This window comes from Bradyrhizobium pachyrhizi (genome assembly GCF_029714545.1).
GTDB classification, from domain to species: domain Bacteria; phylum Pseudomonadota; class Alphaproteobacteria; order Rhizobiales; family Xanthobacteraceae; genus Bradyrhizobium; species Bradyrhizobium pachyrhizi.
The window spans coordinates 2,948,166-2,974,263 of the sequence record NZ_CP121667.1; the positions used below are offsets into that span (position 1 = coordinate 2,948,166).

Consider the following 26,098-nt stretch of genomic DNA (forward strand, 5'->3'; position numbering starts at 1 on the left):
CTGGCGATGGAGAAAGCGCAGCTGACGTTGGATGTAGCGCGCGAACGACACGAGGGGCGCGTAGCCCAGATCCGCGCTCAGATCGACGTGCTGGAAAATAAGCTTCGGGTCGACGACGAGCGCTGGAAAAAGGAGAGCTCGCGCTTGGAGGCCGCCCTCAAGCGTGCACGCGTTGGTGGAACCCGTTGAACGCTTCCAGACCGCGGGCCGCTTGACAAATTCGCGCCCTAGAACAAAAAAGGAACGGTGCCTGCACGCGATAGCGACGATGCGGAGCCAGAAGATTAGGTCCCCGGATGACGCTTCCCGTCCTACCGACGTATTACTATCGCGATCATTTCGTCGAGATGCTGCAGTTTGCAGAGAGGACTTACGGCGAAATCTTGACTGAGGAGCATCGCGCATTTGTCGCGTGCTTCCATGGCCTATCGCACGACGCGCAATGCCTTCTGATCCGTATGGTCAACCGACGCGGCGCGATCTTTAATCGCGCGCTGTTCAGATACGCCGAGATCTCCGACATCCAGGCCGCGACCGACGCGCTCATGGACTGCGGCCACGTCCGCGCGCTGGCAAGCCAGGACTATTCCGCTTTCGTCGCGTGCCTCACGAAGGTTGCGCTTCTTGACGGGGCCCGCGCTGCCGGCTTCGGGTCCGAGGTCCGGGCGTCATGGTCGAAGCAGGTCTTCGTCGACTTCTTCGTCGCTCGGATTCCCTTTGCCGTAGCGGTCGAGCATTGCGGCGGCGAGAGCTTCGTCGCGCTGGCCGATACCCGACCGATCGAGTTCCTGCTTTACTTGTATTTTGGGAAGACCGCCGAGAATCTGAAGAACTTCGCGCTTCGCGACCTCGGTGTGCTGCGGACTAATCGGGAAACTTCGTTCAGCGCACGCTTCGCCGATGCCAAAGAGGCGCATGCGTGCTTCCACTACAGTCAGGTGCTGGACCGCATCGAAATCCGCTCCGCCGAGATATGCGAGAAGGCTGCTGTAGACATCCTAGAGGGACCGGAACGGACGACCGAATATGCCACGGACCTTGCGGGCCGTGCGGCCTGCCAGGTTGGGCAGTTCTTTGAAAGGCAGGGCGACAAGGATCTCGCAGAGCGACTCTACCGCTTTGGCGGCTCCGCCGAATGCCGAGAGCGCCTCGTCCGGCTCCTGCATGCGCGGGGCGACAAGTCTGCGACGGAGGATCTGCTGCGGCAGATGATCGACGATCCGGAGAGCGACGACGAGCATCTGTTCGCCGGCGACTTCTACGCCCGCAAGTTCGGGGGACGACGGACCGGGTTGTGCACCGACCTTCTGCGGGCGGGACGCACGATCACGGTTGACGACACGCATCGCGGAAATCCCGAGGCGGGCGTGGCCGGAGTGCTGCGGCGTCAGGGCGGACAAGTGTTCTTTGCCGAGAACACGCTCTGGCTTTCGCTGTTTGGACTTCTTTTTTGGGACGAGCTTTTCGAGTCCGGCCAGATGACCAGTGGGTTCGACTGGATCCCGCACTGCCTGCGCGATCGCACGTTCCGCAAGCGGTTTGCCACGCAGATCGATGCTAAGCTCATGGCGCTCGGATCCGGCGGTGGGTTGCCGATCGTTCTCCGCACCGTTGCCGCCAGATGGGGGCGTCTCAATGGCATCTTCTCCTGGGACCACGTCCAGATGGCGGCGCTGCGGGTCTTGTTCGAGGGCACAAGCGCGTCCGGCCTTGCCGAAATCCTCCGAACGATGTGTGACGACTTTCGTGGCATGCGGGACGGGTTTCCCGACCTGATGCACGTCCGCGACGGCAAGGTCACGTTCGTGGAGGTAAAGGCCGAAGGCGACGCCATACGGCGCAACCAGCTCACGCGTCTTCGCCAGCTCGCACATGCCGGGATCCCGACCGAAATCGGCCGCGTGGACTACCGGTTCGATCCGGAGCAGGACTATGTCATCGTCGACATCGAGACTACCGGCGCGTGGTCATCGGGCGACCGCATCACCGAAATAGGCGCAGTGAAGGTCCAGAATCATGAAGTCGTCGACGAGTGGCATTCACTGGTGAACCCGCAGCGGTCGATCCCGGCTAGGATTGTGCAACTGACCGGCATCACGAACGAGATGGTTCGAGACGCGCCCTTGTTCTCCGACATCGCGGACAGCTTCATGACGTTCATGGGCGACGGCATCTTCGTCGCCCACAACGTGAACTTTGATTATGGTTTTCTATCGTACGAATACGAACGGCTGGAGCGGCGCTTCCGCTTTCCGAAGCTTTGTACTTGCGCTGGCATGCGTCGCAGATATCCTGGACACAAATCTTATGCTCTCGGCAAGCTCTGCGCGATCTACGGCATCGAGGTCGAGGATCACCATCGCGCGCTGTGCGACGCCCGCGCCGCTGCCAGGCTACTGAACCTGATAAATCGCAAGCGCGCCGCGGAGACCCCCGGCGCCGTCGGTGGAAGTGGCCACTTAACCGCACTCAGGGCAGGTGAAAGGGGGGCCCTTCAGGTGGCGATTAGGCCGCGGTAGGCTTGCTCGTACTCTCTCGCCATCCGGCTCGCGGAGAAGCGCGCCTCGAACCGGGCGCGTATCCTCTTCCGATCCAACCGACCGAGCTCGGCCACCGCTCTTGTCGCCTGGTCTACATTCTCGACGATGAAGCCCGTTACACCGTCCTCTACAACTTCCGGCACGGAGCCGGATCGGTAGGCGATCACGGGCGTTCCGCAAGCCATGGCCTCGATCATGACGAGACCAAACGGCTCGGGCCAATCAATCGGAAACAGGAGGGCCGCCGCGTTGGCCAGAAAAGGTTGCTTTTTTGCCTCATCGACTTCCCCCACCAGGTGAACCGCTCGGCCATCGATCAGCGGCTCAATGGTTTTCTTGAAGTATCGGGTCTCACCGCGAGGAATCTTGGCCGCGATTCGCAGCGGCTTTCCAGCCGCCTGTGCGATTCGGATTGCATCTTCGGGACCTTTCTCCGCGGTGAAGCGGCCGAGAAACGCGAGATAGGATCCCTGCTCATTCGACGGGTTGAAGAGATGCGATGGCAGCCCGTGCTGAATTGTCGCTATCCAGTTCGCCCCTGGAAGCGGCAGCCGCTGATGTTCAGAGATCGAGACGAACCCCGCGTCCGGAAATTGGCGCACAACGTCCGGAAGGCCCGGGAGGTCCAACCTGCCATGCATTGTGGTCAGGAAGGGCACGGAGAGCCGGCCAAGCAGCGGAAGCGGCAGCCAATCGATGTGAGCGTGGATCACATCAAAGTCCTTCGCGCGTCGCGCAACGGATTCCAGGAGCATGGCACAGGCTGCACTGGGATCGACGCCCTTACGTCCTAGGCGCAGGGCGCGCGGCCATACGGGATGCAACTTGCCCTTCGTCCTGGAATCTCCACTTGCAAACAGCGTGACGTCGTGTCCGAGCCCGACCAGTTCGTCAACCAACCACGCCACCACGCGCTCGGTGCCTCCGTAGAGCTTCGGGGGCACACTTTCAGCGAGGGGAGCAAGTTGAGCGATGCGCATCAATGGATCCGTTAGATAGGAAGCATCGCTCCGAGGAGTAAGACGATGGCCGCTGAAGCGAGTTCAGCAATGACCAGCAGCGTCCACTCCGGTCTTGCGCTGCCGATCACCGCGTACCTGACGAACTCCTCCATCAGCCTCAACATTCGTCCTTGGGAAGACGGTCGAGATAAGCCAGGCCGAATCCAGTGAGTTCATCAGCTTCGCTCACGTTCGCTTCCCATCTCCCTTGAAGGTGACGCTCCAGCAGACAACGACGGCTGTCCGCAATGTCGACATCGCGATGTTTTGCCCGATAGAGGCACCAAACCGTATCCACCACGCTTCTGAGCGGCACGTCGTCGACCATGTATCGGCTCCAGCAAGAAAAATACTGTGAAGCCAACTCGCGCTCGGGCCGATGTTTCCAGTTTTTCCTGACACTCGCGCCTAGTAACTTAGTCGGACGCTCTGTGGCGCAGACCTCGAGTGCTCCCCAGGATGCCGACCCTGTGGTTAGGATTCACGCCGACGAAGAATTCGCGCTGCTTCCTCAAGACGTCATCTCTTGTCGAGGTCGGACCGCCACACCGCTACCGCAAAGGAGGGGCCGCTCCGAAGGAGCGGCCCCTGTGTAGCGGCTACCGGCCGCGGGTGCCAAAGCTGAAGCCGACGCCGGGGCCGCTGTCGTAATAACCATAGCCGCGATCATAGTAGGCGGGTCCGCCGTAGGAACCGTAGCTCCGGCGCGCCACATAGCCGTCATCGCCGTAATAGCGCTGGACGTAGCGGGGACCATGGCTGCGGAAGCAGCGACCGTACTCGTTGCAGACGAGCCGGACCTGGCGAATGCCGGAGAGTTCGGGCGAGCTCACTCTGGAGGGGCTGAGGGGAGCTGCGGTCGCAGCCGATCCCAAAAGGGCGGCGCGCAGCCTCGGTTCGCAAGCGATCCTGCTCGTTGACGCGCGCGGAGACGAGCGTGCCGCCGCGACGAACGCCTTCGTCGTATCGCGAGGCTTCATCTTCGGGCACGCCCGCCTGGGTTAGCGCGCCGATGACCCCGCCCGTCGCAGCGCCGCCGACGGCGCCCGCCGTAGTGGAAACAAGCACAATGTTCTATTACTCACGTGACCGCAGGGGCGGGCATCCCCAAGCGCCCGGACCAATCCGGGAAGCGGCGTGTTTGGTCCATGCGCGGCGCCCATTCGACGGTGCTGGTGCTGGCCAAGGGCAAGACCGATACGGCACGCGGCTCGGCGATTTGGCTTGGCCCCAGCATGATCCGGATGCTGGGGCCACTTCTTCAGAGTGAATTGAGGCGGCCTTTGTCGCCCCTCACAGTTGAAGTCGTCACCAATCGGTTCTTAGTTGATACCGTTGCTTCAATCTAAACGTCGTGGCTCCCGCGGCGTGCTGGATTCGGTTGAGATCGGCGCCGTCCCTGACCGTCGCATGAAGCCTCCAATCCGCGCTCGATGGAATAACTTCCACATGGCACACATATTCACCGCCGGGAAAACTGCGAATCTCGCGCAGCGCGATCAGCTCCAGGTCCTTCACCGATATTGGCGTCCTCATGCCGTCTAAGCCTTACCGTCCACGTTGCCTTGAACGGTACTGATCAGGCCGCTTGGGCTGGCCGAGCGAGATCAGCCTGCAGCCGTTCCAGGTTCCGCTTCTCTTCCTCGATCCGTTTCGCGAACGTGTTCCGCTCCTGTTCCGATTGGGCCGTGTCCAACAAAAACTGATAGTGACTAATAACCTTCTGGCTTCCACGTATCAGAAATTTCGTCGTGCTCATGGTGAGGCACCTTCCGATCGACTGGCCGTGCCGAGTGGTTGTTCATGAACGAGAAGGGGAATGTCAGCCGCCAGATTTTCCATCGCCGACGATTCCTCGGACAGACGTCGTTCGATAAAGTTGCGCTCGAGGTCGCTCAGCTGTGTGCTGAGTAGCCATCGATACCGCTGGATGTTGTTGCGATGCGCCCGAAGCAGTTCGAGCTGGCGGTCGACGATCTCGCGTCGAGACCTGCCGGGCGCACCAGCGGGCTTCGATCCTGTCCACTATGTGTTTCGGAAGGTTGATGTCGTTCATGTCACCCTCCTAAGCGGCGAGCGGACGCGCGGTTGAGCGAAGACGACGGGGTCTACCTCCCGGCGGATGATGAGGATCGCTGTCGAGACGGCATAGGGCGTCGAGAATAGCCTCGAGCTTCACCGGTGACCGTAAATCCCGAGGTGCCCGAAAGTCTGGGCGGCACGGAATCGCGGCAGCATCAGACGCCCATGACGCCAAGAGAGCGCGTTTTTCTTCCGTGGTCAGGGACAGATCCGCCAGGACATCTCGGGGATGATTAAACCGCGCCTCTTTGCGGTCAGATGTGTTCAAGGAAATGACGTTCGCGGTCGTCGGCCGCATGTTTGCCTCCGTTCCAAGACGAGAATTGAATGATTGAAGCCGCGTGCGGCAGATCCGGACGCGGCTTCGCGGCTGTCAGGCTGCAGCGGACTCGAGCTGTTGCGGCCGGCTCGGCTGCGTGATTGCGATCCGCCGCGGCTTCATGGCTTCCGGAATTTCGCGCGCCAGCTCGATCTTGAGCAGACCGTTGTCAAACGCGGCATCCTTGACCAGAACATGGTCGGCCAAGCTAAATTGCCGTCGGAATCGGCGGGTCGAGATACCTTGATAGAGGTAGTCGCGGTCCGCTTTTTCGACTTTGTTGCCCTCGATCGTCAGGACGTTCTGCTCCGCCGTCACGGAGATCTCGTCCGGCGCGAAGCCTGCGACCGCGAGCGCGATCTGATAGCGGTCATCCGAAAGTCGTTCGATATTGTAGGGCGGGTAGTTGTCTTCGGTGGCTCGCTGGGCCGTTTCGGCCAGGTCGAAGAGGCGATCGAATCCAATTGTCGACCGGAACAGGGGAGAGAAGTCATATGTGCGCATAGCCAAATCCTCCAGAGAGCAAGATGGGTATGAGAAGCACCGGACACGACCGGTGCCCGTTTGCCTGGACCCGTTTGGCGTCCAGGGCGCCGGCACCCTTAACGGATGACGTGCGCGGAGATGGAATTAGAACGCGATTTGGCGGTGTCAAGAACGTCCAAGCAAAAAAAATGCACAGCGGATAATCGGCCTTTGCGCCGTTCAGGACAGCGCGTCAGTCGGTGCAGCGCCGGATGCGTCAGGGCCTTTTTTCCATAGGAACGAAGCGCATCCACTGGCATTGGTCGCCTTGTTCGGTGCCGCACCGCTACCGGCACCTAGACGCCCAGCTACAAACTTGGCCCCAGCTTCCACGGTCGCTGGGGCCGCTTCTTTGTCCGCGCAGCCTCAGACTTTTCTCTCCAGCGGATTTTCCCGAATTACGCCGCGCGGACCATCCATCTCGTAGCGCACAAGACGCAAAGTAGCCCTGACACCTGCGGCGTTTGCCCGCGCTCGGATCTTATCGACGGTTCGTGGTCGCCTGCGGTCCGAAGGGCGAACTGACTAGGACAGCAGGCTCGAGGCGCAGGCGATAGCCGTCGTACGTGATCTCGTGGAATCACTCCGGGCTGGCCGGGCACCTTTCCCACGGTCTGCAGGCGGAACTCGAATTTGGGCATGCCAGCACGATACGTACCTAGTGCTGGATTTGCGAATCCAAACGAGGCGGCCTCAGCAAACCTTGGAGGTCCTAGGGCAATTGCTGAGGCCGCGATGACCAGTCCCTCGTTACGAGAGTGGTCAGTTCGATCGCACTCCGAATCCGATGAGGAGACAAGCGCTAACCGGAGCGCCGCGGCGCGCCGCCGGGAAACAGTGGCAGCATTATCACGGGGATTAACGTGGGTTATTTCACCCCCGTGCAAACCTCTGCAACGCACGATGGTGTTGGATTGATGTTGGAGAGAGTTTTGTCCGCTAAGCCATGGTCCCAAGAGGACGAGTCCTTAAAAGTTTGATGATGAACAACGGTCTCTTCTGGACGATCATTTCACCGTGCGTTTAGGGCGGCCTTGACGCATTGCGAATGCTGCCGGCCGGCCCCAACCTCCGCCGCGCGAATTCGGTTCCTCAGCTCCTTCGCTACGATCTCAGCTTGTTCTTTGGTCAGCTTCTCAGCAAAGTGGCCATCTTTCTCGATCTGTGCGGGTCCCTTGGAGCCGTTGACCGAGGGCTGGATTGCCGGCGCAAGCATCCGCCGAAAGAGCACTGCGATCTGGATCAAAGTCGAACGCAATTAGGAAGTTGGAGATTTTCTGAAACGCTTGTCTAGCGTTTGGGTGCTCGATCCGGTGTGCGGGACGGGCAACTTTCTTTATGTGGCGCTTCGTTTGATGAAGCAGCTGGAAGGTGAGGTGCTGAAAGGCGCTAGCGATCTCGAACAACCGACAGCTTGCAATCTGCCGTCCCGAGGGATGTGCAAACGTTGGGATCCTTCGTAGCGGAGCACGGACTTTCCCTCGACGCTCCATCACCTAGTACGACGGCCGTGCGATTTGGCTATGCGCCGTCAATCTCACCTACTCATTGGTTGTTTCGGAAGTTCACTTGCCAGTCTGCGCGTCCTAAGCTTGCCGCGCGGTCGCATCGGGGGCCGTGCTGCACGCGGACGGGCTTCTTCATTTGGAAACGACTGCCAAGCTATTGAATTTACTGGAGCGCGTTCGTGATACTTTTTCCAAATGCGCCTTGAAATCGTTGAATAATCAAACTGATTTTGATTCCGCCATTCGGAGGTTCGATCCCTCCCGCCCCAGCCAGCAAACAAGCCATTGATTTCAATAAAGGAAATCGTTCTTCCCGGTCGAGCCCCGCCGCCATTTCGGGCGGATTGGGCCGGCTGGCTGGAAATCTGTGCCGCTTTCGTTTCCATGGCGGCGGACGACAAGCCCCGAGTCGCCCGGAGACGCAGGTCACCGGGCGATCGTAATCACGACATAACGACGGATCTGACGTGGCGAATACCAAGAAGGCCCGCGCTGCTGCTGGCGCGAAGAAGAAAAGCAAGGGATCGGCGCGTTCCGGGATATCGTCTTCCTCACCGCTTGGCATGCTGGCGCTCCATCTTCTCGAGCAGTGGAAGAAGTCCGGGCGGGACGGCATCGTTTTCCTTGCGGAAAGCGAGAACAGGGCCGAGCGCCTCGGCAGCGTGCTGCATTCGCTCGATCCTTCGCTCGAGGTGCTGGTGTTCCCGAGGCTGAATACCTTGCCCTTTGACGGGCTGGAGCCGTCACGAGAGATCGCCGGCCGGCGCAGTTCGGTGTTGAGGCGCCTCGCCCGGAGCAAGAAGCCGGTCTTCCTGGTATCGACGGCGGAGGCGATCATGGAGCGGTTGCCGTTGCCCGCCAGTTCGGCGCGCCTCAGCATCAGCTTGAAGGTGGGGGCGGGCTACTCCGAGCAGGAACTCAAGGATCGTCTGGAAGCTCTGGGATACGATCTCGACGAAGAGGCGGATTATCCCGGCAGCGCTCTGTTCCACGGAATGACGTTCGAGGTATTTCCCGCGGGCGCGCTGGGGCCGTTCAGAATTGAGCATTCCGGTGGCGTGATCCGCAGAATCGCCGGTGTCGATCCGGACGAGCACGACGTCGTGTTCGACGCGGAGGAACTGCACATCGACCCCATGTCCGAACGGATCGCGTTGGGAGGCAAGCGGGTGCAGCGGGCGGCGCTGCCGGATTATTGTGAGCGTGCGCGCTGGATCGCGGACGCGGGCGTGTCAGGCCACGCTGATAGCTGGCTGAGCACGATCAAGGAGGCGGCCGGCCGCAGGGAGGCGGAGCGCGAGTATCTGGGGCCCGCTGACTGGAAACGGCTGACCAGACGGATGAGCTCGCTGCCCCGAAAGGCAGCTTTCACCGCCACGCCCGACTTCTCGAAGGTCGCCTCGTCGCGGAAAGCGCTTCGCGCATTTGTCGCCGACACCGAGCGCGCCGGATCGCGGCTGCTGTTTGTCGCGGCGGTCGAGGATGACCTGCGCGCGATGGAGCGAATGAGCGGGATCAAGGCGGAGCGCTTCGCAAACTGGAACGAGGCGGCGAAGGGGCGAGGCGGCGCAGGCGCGCTGCTGGCCGACTTCGACACCGGCTTCATCGGCTCAGGGCGCAAGCCGCTCGTCGTCGTGACGGCGACCGACGTGCTCGGCAGCAGGGCGCATCATCCGCAGCCTATGGCGAGAGCCTGGAGTTCGGCTTTCGATCATCCCGACGTGCCGGAGCGCGACGCGGTCGTCGTGCATCTGCAGCGCGGGCTGGCCGTGCTCGATGGCTTGCAGACCTTCGATGTGGGAAAGGGATCATCGCGCGAGATGATCAGGCTGGCATTCGCGGGGGACGATGCCGTCCTCGTTCCGCCGGCCGATCTTGCGCTGATCTGGCCGTATGCCGCGGAGCTCGGCAAGCTGGCACTGGACAGGGCCGATGGCAGTACGTGGTGGACGCGCCGAACCAAGGCGGAGCAGGAAATTCAGACTGCCGCCAAGGCGCTTGCCAAACACATCGCGCAACGGCGCCGCCGGCGCGCTCCCAAGCTGGTCGCTCCCGGTCCCGCATATGAGCGGTTCGTCGCGCGCTTTCCATATTTCACGACCGTCGACCAGGCGAAGGCAATTCGCGACGTGCTGGATGACCTTGCCTCCGGTCATCCGATGGATCGGGTCGTCTGCGGCGACGTCGGGTTTGGCAAGACCGAGGTGGCATTGCGCGCGGCGGCGGCCGTTGCGCTGTCGGGCAAGCAGGTTGCCGTGGTCGTGCCGACGACCGTTCTGGCAAGGCAGCACGTCGCAACCTTCCGCAAACGGTTTGCCCCGCTTGGCATCGAAGTGGGAAGCCTGTCGCGGGCGACGTCGTCTCCGGAGATGAAGGAGACCAAGGAGGGCCTGCGAAGCGGCAAGGTGAAGGTCGTGGTCGGCACGCAGGCGATCGCATCGAAGGACGTGAAGTTCGCCAAGTTGAGTCTGGTCATCATCGACGAGGAACAGCACTTCGGGGCGGCGGAGAAGGCGAAGCTTTCAGGCCTGGCGAAGGGCGTCCATACGCTGTGGATGAGTGCCACGCCGATTCCGCGCACGCTTGCGGCGGGCCTTGCGGGATTCAGGGAGCTTAGCGTGATCGCATCCCCGCCCGTTCATCGGCTTCCGGTCGCGACCAGGATCGCTCCGCTCTCGGACGCCGCCATTGCCGCCGCATTGCTGCGCGAGCAGCGACGTCACGGGCAAAGCTTTCTGATCTGTCCGCGCATCCAGGATCTGGATCCGATGCTGGCGCGCGTGCAGTCGATGGCCCCGGAGCTCCGCATCGTCTGCCTGCACGGCAAGCTGCCCGCCGACGAAATCGACGATCGAATGATGAGTTTCGTCGAAGGCGAGGCGGACGTCCTCCTGGCGACCAACATCGTGGAAAGCGGTCTCGACATCCCCAGGGCGAACACCATCGTGGTGTGCTGGCCGGAAAAGTTCGGTCTGGCGCAGCTCCACCAGCTCAGAGGCCGTGTGGGACGCGGCGGGACACGCGCCTTCGCATACATGCTGACCGAATCCAGTTCGGAACAATCCGGGAGGCGTTTGGCCGTTCTGGAGGAGTTCAGCAGACCGGGCGCCGGTTTCGCGATCAGCGAGCGGGATCTCGACCTCAGAGGCGCCGGGGATCTGCTTTCGGAACGGCAATCCGGCCACGTGCAGGTTTTCGGTCCGGTGCTATACAGCCATCTTCTCAAGCAAGCCTCGGAGAAGACCAACGACCGGTCCGCCGATCTGTGGGTGCCCGATCTCAACCTTCCGCTCGCGGATTTGCTGCCCAGGAGCTATGTGCAATCGGAATCCGTGCGGCTTGAAATCTATGGCCGTGCCGCGAGGTGCCGGAGCGAAGACGATCTGGAAGATCTCGAGGAAGAGACCTCGCGACGCTTCGGCAGGCTGCCGTCGGCCGGTCGGGACTTCTTCGCCGCGGCGAGGCTCAGGATCGATTGCAAGCGGCGAGGGATCGTGAGGCTCGATGTCGGCCCGGAGGCCGTCGCGGCGACGTTCCTTCCCGGGAGGCTGCCCAAATCCAGAGCACGTTCGCTCGAGCGCGATGGCGATCGCGTGTTCTATTCGGACAACATACACGAGCCGCCTTTCGAGCGGATCGAGGATCTCCTGGACATTTTGGACGAGTGAGCGCGACGCGGCTCCGTCGGAGACGAGCCTTGCGGATGCACCGCGTACAGTAGAGATGTTTCAGCGCGCTGCGGCTGCGGAGAACAAATCGACCGATTCTGCGCGCTGACATCCCAGTGACATGTAGCATCGTTACTGCACATGCTGGCAAAGCGCCCGCCGTCATTCGGCCTGCTCCGAGCCATCGGAAAGCCCCCTTCCAGACGCGAGTCGACGGTATTCGGGGCGGGTTATGTCGTTCAAATCTCGGCGTTTTGGGCCGAAATGTCGTGCCCGGGATACCGGAATCAGTGCCGCCGAAGCCGGCTTCGGCTTTCGCTTTCTCAGTAGGACTACGCGTTTTGCACACCGTTCCGCGCGGTGTTGCCCAATCTTGTGCCCGATAGCGGTAACTGAAATATTTGTGTTTCATTTCAATGGCTTGCGGAAATGTCGCAATTCAAAAGCCCGTGATATTTGTGCAACATTTGCCCGAAAACAGCCGCAACTCGCCCCAAACCGAGCGGTCTTTTGTTGCGTGATCGGGGGCCTTCTGTCTCATATGGAACTACGACGGAGGGGGGCATCCCGAGGTCGTCCCGTTCTAGGTGGTTCGCTTAAGTCCCTCGCGTTCATGCGGGTGTGTCCGAAGGCGCGAAGCGACTAAGCGGGGATTTTAAGGGACAAAGGGAACCAACCTGAGGGTGTTTTACCCGGCGGATCCGGAACCTTCCCTGAGATAGAGCAACTTGGAGGTTTAACATGAAGATGGTTAAGAGCCTTATCCTCGGCTCGGCGGCGGCTCTCGTCGCGGTCGGCGGAGCTCAGGCGGCCGATCTTCCCGTCAAGGCCAAAGCGGTCGAGTACGTGAAGGTTTGCTCCCTGTATGGTCCCGGATTCTACTACATCCCGGGCACCGACACCTGCATCAAGCTGGGCGGCTACCTGCGCGTCGACGTTCTGGCGAACACCAACTCGGACCACACCGGCAACACCTCGGGCGCTGGTGGTGCGAACAACCGCTTCACCAACGGCTACACCTGGCGTTCGCGTGAAGACCTGAACATCGATACGCGCACCGCGACCGAATACGGCGTGGTCCGCACCTTCTTCGATGCGACCTTCTCCTGGACGTCGGACAACTATGCCGGTCAGGGCAACGGTGCGACCGTTTACTCGCCGATCGGCGCGGTTCAGGCGCCGAACAACGCCAACGCCGGTGCGGTCGCGGGCGGCACGGTCGGCGTCTACTACGCCTTCATCCAGTTCGCCGGCTTCACCATCGGTAAGGCGGTCTCGCAGTTCTCGGCTCCGTGGGCCAACTATCCGGGTAACAGCTACGACGGTCTCGTCGGCGGCGGCGGTACGATCACCGGTGTGAACCAGTTCACCTACACCGCGCAGTTCGGCAACGGCGTGTCGCTGTCTCTGTCGGCTCAGGATCAGTCGGCCTACTATCAGGCTGGTGTGGCCAACCTCGGTGCGCCCGTCACCTTCGGCGTTCCCGGCAACACCAACACCTTCGGCGTCAGCGACTATGCCGGCACGATTGCTCCGGATCTCGTCGCGATGCTGCGCGTCGACCAGGCCTGGGGCCTGTTCCAGGCATCGTTCGCTGCGCACAACAACCACGTGGCCTACTACGGCGGCACCGAGTTGACCGGTCATCCGGACGACAAGTGGGGCTGGGCTGGTTCGTTGGCCTTGTCGATCAAGAACATCCCGACCGGACCTGGCGACACCATCAACTTGCAGGGTGTCTACACCAACGGTGCGACCCGCTATAACATCCAGGATCTCGCCGGCTCCGCTGGTGCGAACACCATCTTCGGCGGCACGAACGTTCCTGGTGCTTACCAGAGCATCGGCTTCGGCAGTGCTCCGGACAGCGTGTTCGTCACGGGCGGTCAGCAGCAGCTGATCACGACCTACGGCTTCCGTGGTGCCTACGTGCACAACTGGAACCCGAACTGGAACACCAGCATCTACGGTGCTTGGGCCCAGGTTAACTACAACGGCACCGCCAAGGGCTACCTCTGCGGCCCGGCTGGCAACGGCGTGGGTGGCTCGCTCAGCAACTTCTTCGGTGCTGGTTCGGCTCTGACGTCCTGCAACCCCGACTACAGCATCGCGCAGCTCGGCACGCAGACCCAGTGGACCCCGGTGAAGAACCTGACCTTCTCGGCCGACTTCACCTACACCCGTCTGGACCAGAGCTTCGCTGGTACGGTCGCCTTCCCCGGCAGCGCCACGATCGGCAAGCCGGCAGCGGTCTACGAGCTGAAGGACCAGAACACCTACATGCTGCTGCTCCGCGCTCAGCGCAACTGGTAACACCGGTTGATCTGACTGCAAGCTAACAGAGCCCCCGGCGCCAAAACGCCGGGGGTTTTGCTTTGTGATGCCGGTTCTGGCGCCTCACGCGGCGAGCGTGTCGCGCACCATCGGCACAACCTTGCTTCCATAGAGCTCGATGCTCTTCATCAGCTTCTCATGCGGCAGCGGGCCCGCCGAGTATTTCAGCTGGAAGCGCGCCGCGCCGAGCGTCTTCACCGTGGCCGCGATCTTGCGGGCAACGGTTTCCGGCGCGCCGACATAGAGCGAGCCGTGCTCGGCCTCGGCCACGAACTCGTCGCGCCCCATCGGCGGCCAGCCGCGCTCCTTGCCGATTCGATCGCGCATGACCTTGTAGTCCGGCCACAGCTCCTCGCGTGCCTGTGCGTCGGTCTCGGCGACATAGCCGGGCGAATGCACGCCGATCGGCTTCGGTTCGCGGCCGAACTGCTGATAGGCGCGCTGGTGCAGATCGACATAGGGCGCAAAGCGCTTGGGATCGCCGCCGATGATGGCAAGCATCAGCGGCAGGTCGTAATGCGCCGCGCGGACCACCGACTCGGGACTGCCGCCGACGCCGATCCAGGTCTTCAGCCGGCCGTGCTCGGCCGGCGGATAGACCGACTGGCTCTTGAGCGGTGGCCGGAGCTTGCCCTGCCAGGTCACCGGCTGCTGCTTGAGCAGTTCGGTGAACAGATCGAGCTTCTCCTCGAACAGCTCGTTGTATTGCCTGAGGTCGAAGCCAAACAGCGGGAACGACTCGGTGAAGGAGCCGCGGCCGAGGATCACCTCGGCGCGGCCGTTCGAGACCGCGTCGACCGTGGCGAAGCGCTGGAAGACGCGGATCGGATCGTCCGAGCTCAGCACGGTCACCGCCGAGCCGAGGCGGATGTTTTGGGTGCGCGCGGCGATTGCCGCCAGCACGGTCTCGGGCGAAGAGATCGCAAAATCGGCGCGGTGGTGCTCGCCGAGCCCGATGAAATCGATCCCGAGCTCGTCGGCCAGCACCGCTTCGTCGACGACGTTGCGGATCACCTGGGCATGGGGCAGCGGCGTGCCGGCGGCGTCGTTGGTGACGTCGCCAAACGTATCAAGCCCGAATTCGACGGAGGTCGTCATGGTCAGTCCAGTTGTCGGCGTGGCGGAGCATCCGCCACGGGCCACCCATCGCACGCAGGCCGAAAGGTCGGGTTGCTGCGGATCTATCCGCAAGCCTGCGCTGTGGAGCCTTGGTTGGAGATAGATGGGAACTATTGCCGGTTCAGGGGGCCGGCAAGGTCACGCCGCGAAACGCAGCGTTTCCAGGCCCGATTAAGAGCAGCCTGCGGCAATCAGCCCGGGACCACCAGGAAACCGGCGCGCGGGAAATGCACCACCACCTCGCCGACGCGCTCATCCGACCGGCGGATCGCGATGTGTTGCGCCGACAGCGAGACGATCTCGCCACGCACCGGGATCTTGCCGTAGTCATCCGGCATCACGGCAACGACGTCGCCGGGCTTGCGACCGTTCGGGTCCGTGGGGTCGCCGAACACAGGTGACTCCGGCCGTGCCTTCGCCGCGATCTCGAGCGCGTCGGCCGACGACATCTCGGTGCGCGTGCTGTGGCCGATGGCGCGGATGCGCTCCTCCCATGCTGCAACGCGCGGAAAGGACGTCATGATCTCGTCCATCGTGGCGAGACTCTGCCGCGCGTACCACACGTTCATGTAGGCGCTGACGTCCGCGAGGCTGAACTCGCCGAACAGCCACGGCCGGCCGTCGCCGAGTTGCGCCTCGATCCAGTCGATATTGGCGCGGAACTGGTCGCGCATCTGCGGCAGCGCCGCGGTCATGGCGGCGACGTCGAACTTGCCGCCGCGCAACTTCTCGCGATCCTCGATGAAATCCCGCGGGACCTTGTCGCCGATGAAGCCGAACACGAGGTTGACCGTGTTCTGGAAGAACGGCCGGTCGGTCCACATGCCGAGCGCCCAGGGCATGCCGGCATTGCCTGCCGGAAACAGCGTCGGCGTCGGGTAGCGCCGCTCCAGCTCGCGGATGATGATCTGTGTGTCACAATAGATGTCGGCACCGATCTGCATCGTCGGCGTGCGGCGATAGCCGCCGGTCATCGGCATCAGGTCGGGCCGCGGCATGATCCGTGAGATCCGCACCGAGTTCCAGGCGAGTTTCTTGAATCCGAAGATGATGCGGATCTTCTCGGAGAACGGCGATTGATCGAAATGGTGCAGGATCGGCGTGGGCTGCGACATGGCCTTCTCCCGGGACAGGGTGCGATCTCGACGGACCTTGCCGCATAAGCTGACAAGATTCCGGCCGATCGCAACCTATATTCGCGGTGAGGAGGGCGGCGCAGCGCGTTCAGAACTGCTCCGCCCACGGCCGCAGGTCGAGCTCCAGCGTCCAGGCGCTGCGATGCTGGTGGTGCAGCACCCAATAGGCGTCGGCAATGGCCGCGATGTTGAGCATGCCATCCGGTCCGCGCTCATCCTTCAATTGCGGACGCATGCTCAGCAGGCGGTCGCCCTCGATACCGCCGTCGACCACGACATGACCGACATGGATGCCCTGCGGCCCGAATTCCCGCGCCACGCTTTGCGCCAGCGCGCGGAGCGCGGCCTTTGCGGCGGCGAACGGTGAGTAGTTGGCCTTGCCGCGCAGCGAACCGCTGGCGCCGGTGAACACCAGCGTGCCGCCGCCGCGCGCAAGCAAAGCGGGGATCGCGGCCTGTGCCAGCTGGAAACCGCCGAGCGCATGTTCGCGCCAGTGTTCCTCGAAGCGCTGCTCGCTGACCTTCAGGAACGGCGCCGGCCGGTTGGAGCCCGCATTGTGCACGGCCATCGCGAGCGGTGCGAGCCTCTCGGCCGCCGCGACGAAGCGCGCGACATCGGCCGCCGTGGAGGCGTCGCCGATCACATGCGCGACCGTTGCGCCGCCTGCGGCGAGCTCGGCCGCCGTCGCGGCGAGCTTGTCGGCGTTGCGGCCGGCGATCGCGACGGGATAGCCGCCGGCAGCAAAGCGACGCGCAATCGCCGCGCCGAGGCCGTTCGATGCGCCGACGCCGGCAATCAGCACGCTTCCCTGCACGGCGGTCGGCTCGAGGGCGGATCGGTCGTTCATGGCTTGCTCCATCAAGGTGCCCGCGGCGCGGGCGAAATCATTCGTCGGATGCCATCGCGACGATGCTGTCGCGCACCGTGCGCAGAACGGCGTCGGACCGCTTCTGGTCGGTGAGGACGCGCGAGATCGCCAGCGCCCCGACCATCGCACTCACCGCGAGGATTGCGTTGCCGTCGTCATCGTCGCCGAACGTCTCGGCGACCTTGGCGATGAAGGATTCGATGTGCGGCTCCATCACCGCGCGGCACTGCGCGTCGGCGCGGCCGACATCCGAGATCAGCGCGCCGATCGCGCAGCCCGACCCGGGCGAGTCGCGATGGGCGCGGCTGAGATAGCTCCGCACCAGTGTGTTGATGTTGATCGGCTTGTCGGGATCGCGCGCCGCGTGAGCCGACGCTTCGCCTGCATCCAGCGCCTGTTCCAGCGCCGCGGCGATCAGGTCGGAACGCGAGGCGAAGTGCCCATAGAAACCGCCATGGGTCAGCTTCACCTGCTGCATCAGGCCGCCGATGCTGAGCGCGTCGAGGCCCTTGCCGCGGATCTGCGTCGCAGCCTCGTTCAGAATACGCTCACGGCTCCTGGCCTTTTCGGCCTGGGAATGGCCCATCTCGCCTGTCCCCTGTTTGACTCTCTTTCTGGATTATGACCATCATGTATCTGGATGACAACCATCATCCAGAAATTATCCAGTCACAAAGCAGGGAGGAACTGATGTCCGGCAGCGCGAGCGAAGGGCGGGTCCGCCACGAGCGGCACGACCGCATCCTCAAGATCATCATCGACAATCCCGCGAAGAAGAATGCCTTCAGTCCGGAGATGATGGCTGAGCTTTCCGACGCGCTGACGCTGCTCGACAATGACGATGGCCTCTGGGTCGGCGTGCTCTGCGCCGCCGGCGGCAGTTTCACCGCGGGTCTCGACATGCCGAAATTCTTCGGTCCGACGGCGACGCGCAAGCCGGTGCCGGAGGGCAACGTCGACCCGTTCGGGTTGTCGAAGCGCTGCCGAAAGCCGATCGTCACGGCGGTGCAGGGTATCGTGTTCACCGTCGGCATCGAGATGATGCTGGCCGGCGATATCGTGATCGCCGCGGACGACAGCCGCTTCTGCCAGATGGAAGCCAAGCGCGGCATCGCGCCGCTGGCGGGTGCGCATTTCCGCTATATCAGCCGCGCCGGGTGGGGCGATGCGATGTATCACCTGTTGCTGTGCGACGAGTTCACCGCCGCCGAAGCGCATCGGATCGGTCTCGTGCAGGAAGTCGTGCCGGCGGGCCAGCAGGTCGAGCGTGCAATGGCGCTCGCGGAGATCATCGCGCGCAATGCGCCGCTTGGAATCCAGGTAACCAAAGAGGCGGGCCGCAAGTTCATCGAAGCCGGCGAGCAGGCGGCAATTGCGATCATCCCGCAGATCCGCGAACGCGTGCTCAACACATCAGATGCGGCCGAGGGCATCAAGTCCTTCGTGGAGCGTCGCCCGGCTGTGTTTCAGGGACGCTAGTTGCGTTCACGATACGTGCTCGAAGAAGCTGTGACAATGATGTCGCAGCTTCTTGATTTCGATCACGACAATGTAGCAGCGACTCTTGTCGAGATTCGTCGAATCAGGGAGATTCGAGTCATTCATTAAATTCTGTTTCGTCCTGCTTTCACTCAAGCGTCCGGTATGGATTCCCATGACAAACGCACGAGTAATAGTTGTCGGAAACAACAAGGGCGGCTCGGGCAAGTCGACAATTGCCATGCACGTCGCCATCGCGCTGATCAAGGCGGGTCAGCGCGTCGCCACCATCGATCTCGATAACAAGCAGAAGTCGCTGACGCACTACGTCGAGAACCGGCGGGCTTGGGCGCGGGAAACCTCGCTGGATCTCGGCGTTCCCGCGCATATGTGCTTCGAGACGGTGAGCGGCAGGAGCAGCGAGGTCGAGACGCTCGGGCGCGGCGCGCTTGCCGAGATCGTCGAGCGGCTCGGCCGGTCGCACGATTTCGTCGTCATCGACTGTCCCGGCCACGACACCTATCTCACGACATTCACGCATTCGCTGGCGAACACGTTGATCACGCCGCTCAACGACAGCTTCCTCGATTTCGACGTGCTCGGCACCGTCGATCCGAACGACTTCAAGGTGACCGGCATCAGCCACTATTCGACGATGGTGGAGGAAGCGCGGCGCCAGCGCAGCGCACACGATCAGCCGGCATTCGAGTGGGTGGTGCTGCGCAATCGTCTGTCCACGCTCGGTTCACGCAACAAGCGCCTGGTCGGCGAAGCCTTGAGTGAACTGTCCAAGACCCTGAATTTCCGCCTGGTCGATGGCCTGGCCGAACGCGTGATCTTCCGCGAATTCTACCCGCGCGGACTGACGGCGATCGACGACGTCAGCCAGCTCGCACTCGGTAGCCGGCCGACCATGTCGCATGTCACCGCACGGCTCGAGATGGAACGGCTGATGACCGCCATCATGCTCGGCCATCTGGTGGCGCGTCCGCCGGAATCCTCCGACGCCAGCCGCGACGCGGCGTAAGGCGACGTCGGGCCGCTACCGGCAATTGGCGTTGCCGGCGTCGGTGACGGTCAGGAACGTGATGGTTGCCGGTGTGAAGACGATCGTTCCGGCGACTGTCGCATTGCCGTCCAGCGCGGGGATGCGATCAGAGGCTCCAAGCAAAAGCGTCGCGCCATTGAGCTGGACGTTGCCGTCGGCAGGCTTTTCGCTCGCGAGCGTGTAACGTTGCGAGGCGGCCGACAGCGTGAGCTTGTGCCGCATCCGCCGATCATTGTTGATGACGAGCAGGGCCACTCCATCGGGCATGTCGCGCGCGCAATGCGCATAGACGTGGAAGCCGTGACGCTCCGCGATACCGGCATCGAGCACGGTGGTGCCCATCAACCGCCGCCATAGCAGCGCAGCCCAATAATTCGGCCGCGGCAGATGAGTTCGTTCGTCCAGCAGCCCATAGTCGCTCGCGGCAAGCGTGTTGTGCATCACCACCTGAACGCCGGCCTTGGCCAGCCGTCCGAGTTGATCGAGGTAACGGAACGTGTCGGCGAAGGTTGCGGCCAGGCGATTACCGCCGCACGCGGTCTCGGCCGTCTCGGTCAGCCAGATAGGCTTTCCCGGTGCAAGCTGGTCGCGCAGCGTCTCGTAGAGGGCGAGGCTGTTGCCGGTTCGCGCCAGCCATTCGTCCGACAATGCCTGCCTTGCCCTGCGATCGCCGCCGCATCGGGCCGACAGCGCGCCATAGTGATGGTAGGAGACCGCGTCGATGCCTGCCGCTGATGCGGCGAAAAGCGCTTGGGCCTCAGCGCCGGCGCCGATCGTGCCGGGGCCGAGGATCGTCACGTCGGGCGCGGTGTCCTTCATGAAGGCGCGAAACTCTCCAAAATCCCGGCCGTAGGCCGCGGCATCGTAGCCGTCAGGGGCACTGCCGATGGCCGGCAGATCGGGCTCATTCATGAACTCGGCCGCGGCGATATGCCCGCCAGCAGATCGCGTGAAAGCGAGGAGTTGCCGGGCCTGCTCGGGACTCCATTGCCCCGCAGCGTCACGCGCGCCCGCGCTGATCGCAAAGGACGTGACGATGGGAGCGTCGACGGCGCGCGAGAACTCGATCACGTCCCGCCACTGCCGTCGCGTCAGCACGCCGTTGAAGCCGGCCGGCGGTGCAGCCGGTGGCGTCTCGGAATCCGAAAAAAACGTGCTGTTGGCCCAGGTCCCGCTGACGCGCAGATAGGCGGGGGAGAGGGCTGCGGCTAGCTTGCGCAGCCTGCCATCGTGCAGGTCGATCGGAGCGCGCGCTGCGAACCGCTCCGTTTCCGCACGCCGACGCGTGACGGCGGTTGCGTAGGGCTTCCAGAACCGTCCGCCGGTCACCTCGACCATCTCGATGTTGTAGGACTGAAAGCGCGGGTCGATGGTCGCGACGCGCGGCAGGGTCGCGACATTCAGCGCGAGCTCTGCCGCGGCCGCCTTCGTATACGCGAAGGTTGCCATCGCCGAGACGGCGACGAGGCATCGGAGCGGATAAGCCCAGCGGTCGCGCACGGGTCCTCGCGGCGTTCCGGATTGTGGCGTTCAGGATGCCGCCGCGGCTTGTTTGAATCAATGCGGGAGCGGGCCTTGCGGCTCGTTCGCGATACGATCCCACAGCGCGCGGATCATGTCCTTCATGACCAGCGCGTCCTGCCAGCGGTCGGACAGTTCCCTGCCGTCGGGCCCGGTGATGGCATAGGGCGGGGGACCGAGCTCGCACAGGAAGGTCAGGGTCGCGTCGGGACCGGCACGTTTCCGCCACGAGCGGATACCGTAGTCCCACCAACCCATGAACAGCGACACCCAGCCTTGGTGTTGCGGAAAGCCGAGCGAGATCTGCACCTGCTCGCGGCTCGCGATACGGCCATGGATGCCCCAGGCATTGTCGAGGATGCGATGGATCATCGCGTGGTTGACGTCGTCGACCGGCCAGGCGAATTCGCGGCCGACCAGATAATGCGAGAGATCGGCGGTGAGCCGCAGATCGGGAAAGCAGTCGAGCAGGTCGAGCATGAAGAACAGGTCGGTCGTCATGCGGTCGCGATGGGTTTCGACGTGCACGGCGACGCCGGCGTCCGTGGCAAGCCGCCGCCAGCCTTCGAGCAGCGGAATGCAAGCTGCGAGCCGGCGCGGCCGAGCGTCCGGCTGCAGGTTGACATGATCGGCGCCGAGCCGGGCGACCAGCTCGAGAACCGGTTTCAGGTCGTCGACGCTCTTCGGGTAGCATTGCGCCTGCCAGATCATGCCATGCGCGCGAAGGAAGCTCGTCACCTCGCGCGCAAAGACAGGATCGATGAAGCGCACGCCGGCACCGTCAAACCCGGCATCGCGGATCATCGCGAGCTGGGTTTGCAGCGGCCATTCGCCCTCATCCGCCAGCCGCCGCTCCATCGCCCAGAGCGACTGCAGGACACGCAGTTGCTGCGCCACCGATCAGGCCCGCGCCGGGATCGCCGTGGGCAGCTCGGCATGTTCGCCTTCGTCGGCGGCGATGTTCTCCTGGTAGGTCTCGGGCCCGATCCAGATCGCAACGACGGTGCAGGCGGACAGGAACATCGCGTAGCAGGCGACCGGCCACCAGGTGCCGTAGGCTGCCACCAGTGCCGTGGCGACGAACGGCGCCGGACCGCCCGATAGCAGCGAGCCGAGCTCGCGGGCGAAGGCAAAGCCCGCGAAGCGGCGTTGTGGCGGGAACAGCTCGGCGAAATACGCCGCCTGCGGCCCGAACATCGCCGCGGTCACCACGGCGCGCGCCAGGATGAAGGCGAGCGCGATCATGATCCATTCCTTGGTGCCGACCATCCAGAAGAACGGGAAGGCGAGCGCCACGCCGGCCAGCGCGCCGAACATGTAGACCGGCCGCCGTCCGATCCGGTCAGACAATGCCGCGAAGCCGAGGATCGCAAACAGTTCGACCGTGAATGCCAGCATCAGCGCGCTGAGCGCCTCCGCCTTGGGCACGCCGAGCGTGGTGATCACGTAGCTCAGCCCAAACACCGGGAAGAAATAGCCGAGCCCGTTCTCGGCCATGCGGGCGCCGAGCACGACGAAGAAGTTGCGCGGATGCCGGCGCAACGCTTCCATCGCCGGATTGCTTTCGACCTTGCCGCGCGCGACCACCGCCTCGGTGTAAACCGGCGTCTCGGTGATGCGCATGCGGACGAAGATGCCGACGACGATCAGCAGGAAGCTCGCCAGGAAAGGCAGGCGCCAGCCCCAGCTCATCAAATCCTCGCGCGGCAGCATGGTGACCAGCGCAAAGGCGGCGGCCGCAAGCAGGTTGCCGACGGAGACGCCGAGCGGCGCGAAGCCGCCCCAGAAGCCGCGATGCTTCGGCGGTGCGTTCTCGACCAGATAGATCACCGCGCCGCCATACTCGGCGCCGGCGCCGAGACCCTGGATGACGCGCATCGCGACCAGGAGGATCGGCGCCCAGATCCCGATCTGCCCATAAGTCGGCAGGAAGCCGATCGCGGTGGTGCCGATGCCGATCATCAGGAGTGTGGAGACCAGCACCGGCTTGCGGCCATAGCGATCGCCGAGGATGCCGAACAAAAGGCCGCCGAACGGCCGCACCACGAAGCCGACGCCGAAAGTCAGGAACGACAGCAGCGTGCCGACCACCGGATCGCTCTTCGGAAAGAACAGCTCGCCGAACACCAGCGCCGCTGCGGTGCCGTAGAGGAAGAAGTCGTACCATTCGAGCGCGGAGCCGATGCTTGCGGCCAGGATCACACGCAGGCGCGATGTGCGAGCGCCATCTCTTGCCATCTCGGTCATTCGTTTCCCCGTTGTTTTGGTTTTTATGGTCGTTTTGATCGGGCACGATCTCCGCAGTTGTCGCGGCGGATCGTGCTCGTGAAAGCGGCAATGCCCGCGGCCTGGCCGCGGGCATTGTGGTCGGTCTTAAGCGGCGCGCGTGAAGTAGGATTTCTTCGATGCCGACTGGGTCTCGTAGATCGATCCCTGTCGCTTGGCCGGCGGCAGTGGCATCCGCACCGGCACGTCGGTGAGCCGCGGCGCGACCACTGGAGGGCCCGCCAGCAGGCGGCTGTTGAATTCGTCGAAGTCCTTGACGCCCATCAGCGGCCAGGCGTCGCTGGCGGCCACTTCATAGAGCAGCAGGTTGCGCGGCCGGTTCGACGTGTTGGTCGCCGAGCCGTGCAGCGCGCGCACGTGATGGAACGACATGCTGCCGGCCTTGCCCATGCAGGGCACCGCGCGCTTGATGTCGTCCTGGATCTGGTCCGGATCGATCAGGCCCGCGAAGTGGCCGTCCTCGCCGTGATGATCCCACATCGTGGCGCCGGTGTGCGATCCCGGCGTCACCAGCATCGGGCCGTTCTCGATGTCGCAATCGTCGAGCAGCACGCCGATCGCGAGGATGTCGTCATTGGTATGCGGATAGAATGCCCAGTCCTGATGCCACTCGACCGGCGAGCCGTATTGCGCTGACTTCATGTTGAGCTTGGAGCCGTGCAGGCGAAGGCCGGGGCCGATCAGCTTGGTGAGGATCGAGATCACGGCGGGGCTGCGCACGATCTCGTCGAAGATCGGATGCACCTTGTGCGGCGCCTTGATGCGGCGGACGCGCGGATTGTCAGGCGAATGGCCCGGCTCGAGGTCGTAGACGTCGGTGTGCTCGCTCACGCTGGCGGCGCCGGCCACGAGCTCCGCGAGGACCGTGCGCACCTTGCCTAAGGTCTCCTGGTTGAGCACCTCGGGGACCACGATCACCCCGTCGCGCTTGTAAGCCTGGGCCTGTTCGTCCGAAATCATGCCGTTTCTCCATTTTTGTTTCATGTTAGCGCTAACATAAGGTGATGCTAGCGCTAACATCATGGCTTGGCAACCCGGAATCGTGCAGGCTCCAGCCCATGAGCTCCGAACTGACCGCCCCCGGGACCGGCCCGGCCGGTGCCGCGCCCACCCTTTCAGAGGTGGCCAAGCGCGCCGGCGTCTCCTCGATCACGGTGAGCCGGGTGGTGCGGATGCCCGACCTGGTCGCGCCGGAGACCCGGGCGCGGGTCGAGCGGGCGATGCGCGATCTCGGCTATGTCCCGAACCTGGTGGCGGGCGCGCTGGCGAGCGCGCGGACCAATTCGGTCGGCGTGCTGGTGCCGACCATCGCCAACTCGATCTTCGCCGACACGGTGCAGGGCCTGTCCGACAAGCTCGAGCCGCTCGGCTTCTCCGTGATCCTGGCGCAGTCGCGCTATGACGCGGCACGCGAGGACCGCATGCTGGCGGCGCTGTTGTCGCGGCGGCCCGAGGCGATCATCATGGTCGGCTCGCCGGCGACCGAGGAGGGCAGCCGCCTGCTGCGCAATGCGCGCATTCCGATCGTCGAGACCTGGGATCTGCCGGCAAACCCGATCGACGCGGTCGCGGGCTTCGACAATTACAAGGCCGGTGTCGCCGTCGCGAAGCATCTGGTCGCGCAGGGCCGCAGGCAGCTCGCCTTCATCGGCGGCGACGATCCGCGCGGCACGCGCCGCTGGTTCGGCTTCAGGGACGAGGCGCTGGCCAGCGGCCTTGCCGAGCCGCGCCGGTTGATCCTGGACCGCAAGGATTCCGGCAGCGTGGCGGCGCACGCACGCCTGCCCGGTGTCGACGCGGTGTTCGCCGCCAACGATGCGCATGCGATCGGCTTCATGTCCGGGCTGCGCAAGGCTGGGCTGCTGCGCGACGGGCCTGCATCGGCGCAACCGGTCGCCGTGATCGGGCTTGGCGATCTCGAAATGGGCCAGTTGATCTCGCCGACGCTGAGCACGATCAGCGTGCATGGCGACGCGATCGGCCGCACCGCGGCGACGCTGACGCTGGAGCGCGGCGGCGAGCGCCGCGTCGATCTCGGCTTCGAGCTGGTGCTGCGCGACAGCGGCTAGCGCGCCTCGTCCATGGTGCGGGCGGAGGTGCTCGCTTCTTTCCGCGCTTTCACCTTGCCGCGACCCCGGAGTCAACCGCCTCGAGCAAGCTCACGAGGCCCCGCAGGATGGCGATCGGCGAAGGCGGGCAACCCGGAATGTGGAGATCGACCGGAATAACCGCGGAGACCCCGCCAACCACGGCGTAGCTGCCGGCGAAGCATCCGCCATCCCTGGCGCAATCGCCCGCAGCGACGACCCATTTGGGATCCGGCGTCGCACGGTAGGTGCGCTCCAGCGCCTCGCGCATGTTCTTCGTGACCGGACCCGTGACCAGCAGCACGTCGGCGTGACGGGGCGAGGCGACGAACCGGATTCCAAACCGTTCGACGTCGTAATACGGATTGCTTAACGCGTGTATTTCCAGCTCGCATCCGTTGCAGGAGCCTGCATCAACCTCGCGGATCGAGAGGCTGCGGCCGAGGCGTCGTCGTGCGGTGCGGCCGACCATGGCCGCGAGCTCCGCGAGCGCAGCGTCGTCCGGGCGCGGCGCCTGTTCCGTCAATGGCTGGCGAAACAGGCTCTGGAACAGAAGTTTGCGCATCGCCTCAAACCC

The 26,098-nt window shown here is 63.7% G+C and carries 25 protein-coding genes; 9 read left to right on the forward strand and 16 right to left on the reverse strand.

Features of this window, described 5'->3' with window-relative positions:
- The first annotated feature begins 6 nt into the window (after positions 1-6).
- Positions 7-189, forward strand: coding sequence for a hypothetical protein (locus QA639_RS41770; protein ID WP_346283731.1), 183 nt, complete (start codon positions 7-9; stop codon positions 187-189).
- Between the two features lie 107 nt (positions 190-296).
- A complete protein-coding gene (locus QA639_RS13650) occupies positions 297-2,519 on the forward strand; it encodes an exonuclease domain-containing protein (RefSeq protein WP_283090043.1) in 2,223 nt (740 codons plus the stop codon).
- Here the strand turns inward: QA639_RS13650 and QA639_RS13655 are convergent.
- The 3 genes from QA639_RS13655 to QA639_RS13665 all read right to left on the reverse strand — a co-directional run bounded on the left by QA639_RS13655 (position 2,495) and on the right by QA639_RS13665 (position 4,374).
- A complete protein-coding gene (locus QA639_RS13655; RefSeq protein WP_283090044.1) occupies positions 2,495-3,520 on the reverse strand; it encodes a glycosyltransferase family 4 protein in 1,026 nt (341 codons plus the stop codon). The genes QA639_RS13650 and QA639_RS13655 overlap by 25 nt on opposite strands.
- 139 nt (positions 3,521-3,659) lie before the next feature.
- The gene (locus tag QA639_RS13660; RefSeq protein WP_225646023.1) at positions 3,660-3,869 is read right to left on the reverse strand and encodes a hypothetical protein; all 210 of its coding nucleotides are present in this window, start codon (positions 3,867-3,869) and stop codon (positions 3,660-3,662) included.
- A 271-nt stretch (positions 3,870-4,140) separates the two neighbouring features.
- A complete protein-coding gene (locus QA639_RS13665; RefSeq protein WP_411781380.1) occupies positions 4,141-4,374 on the reverse strand; it encodes a hypothetical protein in 234 nt (77 codons plus the stop codon).
- Positions 4,375-4,689: 315 nt separating this feature from the next.
- On the opposite strand from QA639_RS13665, the gene QA639_RS13670 reads away from it, so the two are divergent.
- A complete protein-coding gene (locus QA639_RS13670; RefSeq protein WP_283090728.1) occupies positions 4,690-4,890 on the forward strand; it encodes a hypothetical protein in 201 nt (66 codons plus the stop codon).
- Here the strand turns inward: QA639_RS13670 and QA639_RS13675 are convergent.
- From QA639_RS13675 to QA639_RS13690, 3 genes are all read right to left on the reverse strand, one after another.
- Positions 4,850-5,059: a hypothetical protein gene (locus QA639_RS13675; protein ID WP_283090045.1), complete on the reverse strand. Its 210-nt coding sequence runs from the start codon at positions 5,057-5,059 to the stop codon at positions 4,850-4,852. The genes QA639_RS13670 and QA639_RS13675 overlap by 41 nt on opposite strands.
- A gap of 937 nt (positions 5,060-5,996) precedes the next feature.
- A complete protein-coding gene (locus QA639_RS13685; protein ID WP_283090046.1) occupies positions 5,997-6,446 on the reverse strand; it encodes an Hsp20 family protein in 450 nt (149 codons plus the stop codon).
- A gap of 1,033 nt (positions 6,447-7,479) precedes the next feature.
- Positions 7,480-7,713 carry a hypothetical protein gene (locus QA639_RS13690; protein ID WP_283090047.1) on the reverse strand — a complete coding sequence of 78 codons (234 nt, stop codon included), beginning with the start codon at positions 7,711-7,713 and terminating at the stop codon, positions 7,480-7,482.
- 67 nt (positions 7,714-7,780) lie between these two features.
- On the opposite strand from QA639_RS13690, the gene QA639_RS41775 reads away from it, so the two are divergent.
- Entirely contained in the window at positions 7,781-7,930 is a 150-nt protein-coding gene (locus tag QA639_RS41775; protein WP_346283743.1) for a hypothetical protein, read from the forward strand.
- A 208-nt stretch (positions 7,931-8,138) separates the two neighbouring features.
- Here the strand turns inward: QA639_RS41775 and QA639_RS13695 are convergent, their stop codons facing one another.
- The gene (locus QA639_RS13695; RefSeq protein WP_283090048.1) at positions 8,139-8,540 is read right to left on the reverse strand and encodes a hypothetical protein; all 402 of its coding nucleotides are present in this window, start codon (positions 8,538-8,540) and stop codon (positions 8,139-8,141) included.
- 97 nt (positions 8,541-8,637) lie between these two features.
- On the opposite strand from QA639_RS13695, the gene QA639_RS13700 reads away from it, so the two are divergent.
- Both QA639_RS13700 and QA639_RS13705 read left to right on the forward strand, forming a co-directional pair.
- Complete coding sequence (locus tag QA639_RS13700; protein WP_283090049.1) at positions 8,638-11,643, forward strand: DEAD/DEAH box helicase; 3,006 nt, start codon at positions 8,638-8,640, stop codon at positions 11,641-11,643.
- A gap of 741 nt (positions 11,644-12,384) precedes the next feature.
- Entirely contained in the window at positions 12,385-13,956 is a 1,572-nt protein-coding gene (locus QA639_RS13705; RefSeq protein WP_157345626.1) for a porin, read from the forward strand.
- Positions 13,957-14,040: 84 nt separating this feature from the next.
- Here QA639_RS13705 and QA639_RS13710 read toward each other — a convergent pair whose 3' ends face one another.
- From QA639_RS13710 to QA639_RS13725, 4 genes are all read right to left on the reverse strand, one after another.
- Positions 14,041-15,075, reverse strand: coding sequence for an LLM class flavin-dependent oxidoreductase (locus tag QA639_RS13710; RefSeq protein WP_283090050.1), 1,035 nt, complete (start codon positions 15,073-15,075; stop codon positions 14,041-14,043).
- A gap of 212 nt (positions 15,076-15,287) precedes the next feature.
- Positions 15,288-16,211: a glutathione S-transferase family protein gene (locus QA639_RS13715; RefSeq protein WP_157345630.1), complete on the reverse strand. Its 924-nt coding sequence runs from the start codon at positions 16,209-16,211 to the stop codon at positions 15,288-15,290.
- 109 nt (positions 16,212-16,320) lie between these two features.
- A complete protein-coding gene (locus QA639_RS13720; RefSeq protein WP_283090051.1) occupies positions 16,321-17,079 on the reverse strand; it encodes an SDR family NAD(P)-dependent oxidoreductase in 759 nt (252 codons plus the stop codon).
- A 37-nt stretch (positions 17,080-17,116) separates the two neighbouring features.
- Positions 17,117-17,686, reverse strand: a complete 570-nt coding sequence (locus QA639_RS13725; RefSeq protein WP_028334468.1) for a TetR/AcrR family transcriptional regulator — start codon at positions 17,684-17,686, stop codon at positions 17,117-17,119.
- A 104-nt stretch (positions 17,687-17,790) separates the two neighbouring features.
- Here QA639_RS13725 and QA639_RS13730 point away from each other — a divergent pair, with 104 nt between their 5' ends.
- Positions 17,791-18,579, forward strand: coding sequence for a crotonase/enoyl-CoA hydratase family protein (locus QA639_RS13730; RefSeq protein ID WP_028334467.1), 789 nt, complete (start codon positions 17,791-17,793; stop codon positions 18,577-18,579).
- Between the two features lie 175 nt (positions 18,580-18,754).
- Positions 18,755-19,606, forward strand: coding sequence for a division plane positioning ATPase MipZ (locus QA639_RS13735; RefSeq protein ID WP_080667095.1), 852 nt, complete (start codon positions 18,755-18,757; stop codon positions 19,604-19,606).
- A 15-nt stretch (positions 19,607-19,621) separates the two neighbouring features.
- On the opposite strand, the gene QA639_RS13740 is transcribed toward QA639_RS13735, so the two are convergent.
- From QA639_RS13740 to QA639_RS13755, 4 genes are all read right to left on the reverse strand, one after another.
- Positions 19,622-21,127, reverse strand: a complete 1,506-nt coding sequence (locus tag QA639_RS13740; RefSeq protein WP_283090052.1) for a hypothetical protein — start codon at positions 21,125-21,127, stop codon at positions 19,622-19,624.
- A gap of 57 nt (positions 21,128-21,184) precedes the next feature.
- A complete protein-coding gene (locus tag QA639_RS13745) occupies positions 21,185-22,045 on the reverse strand; it encodes a sugar phosphate isomerase/epimerase family protein (protein WP_028334465.1) in 861 nt (286 codons plus the stop codon).
- Between the two features lie 3 nt (positions 22,046-22,048).
- A complete protein-coding gene (locus QA639_RS13750) occupies positions 22,049-23,395 on the reverse strand; it encodes an MFS transporter (protein ID WP_028334464.1) in 1,347 nt (448 codons plus the stop codon).
- Between the two features lie 126 nt (positions 23,396-23,521).
- Positions 23,522-24,394 (reverse strand): phytanoyl-CoA dioxygenase family protein, encoded by an 873-nt coding sequence (locus tag QA639_RS13755; RefSeq protein WP_028334463.1) that lies wholly within the window; start codon positions 24,392-24,394, stop codon positions 23,522-23,524.
- A 98-nt stretch (positions 24,395-24,492) separates the two neighbouring features.
- Between QA639_RS13755 and QA639_RS13760 the strand changes: the two genes are divergently transcribed.
- Complete coding sequence (locus QA639_RS13760; RefSeq protein ID WP_028334462.1) at positions 24,493-25,503, forward strand: LacI family DNA-binding transcriptional regulator; 1,011 nt, start codon at positions 24,493-24,495, stop codon at positions 25,501-25,503.
- Positions 25,504-25,552: 49 nt separating this feature from the next.
- Here the strand turns inward: QA639_RS13760 and QA639_RS13765 are convergent, their stop codons facing one another.
- The gene (locus QA639_RS13765) at positions 25,553-26,086 is read right to left on the reverse strand and encodes an NADH-quinone oxidoreductase subunit B family protein (protein WP_050387810.1); all 534 of its coding nucleotides are present in this window, start codon (positions 26,084-26,086) and stop codon (positions 25,553-25,555) included.
- Positions 26,087-26,098 lie beyond the last annotated feature (12 nt).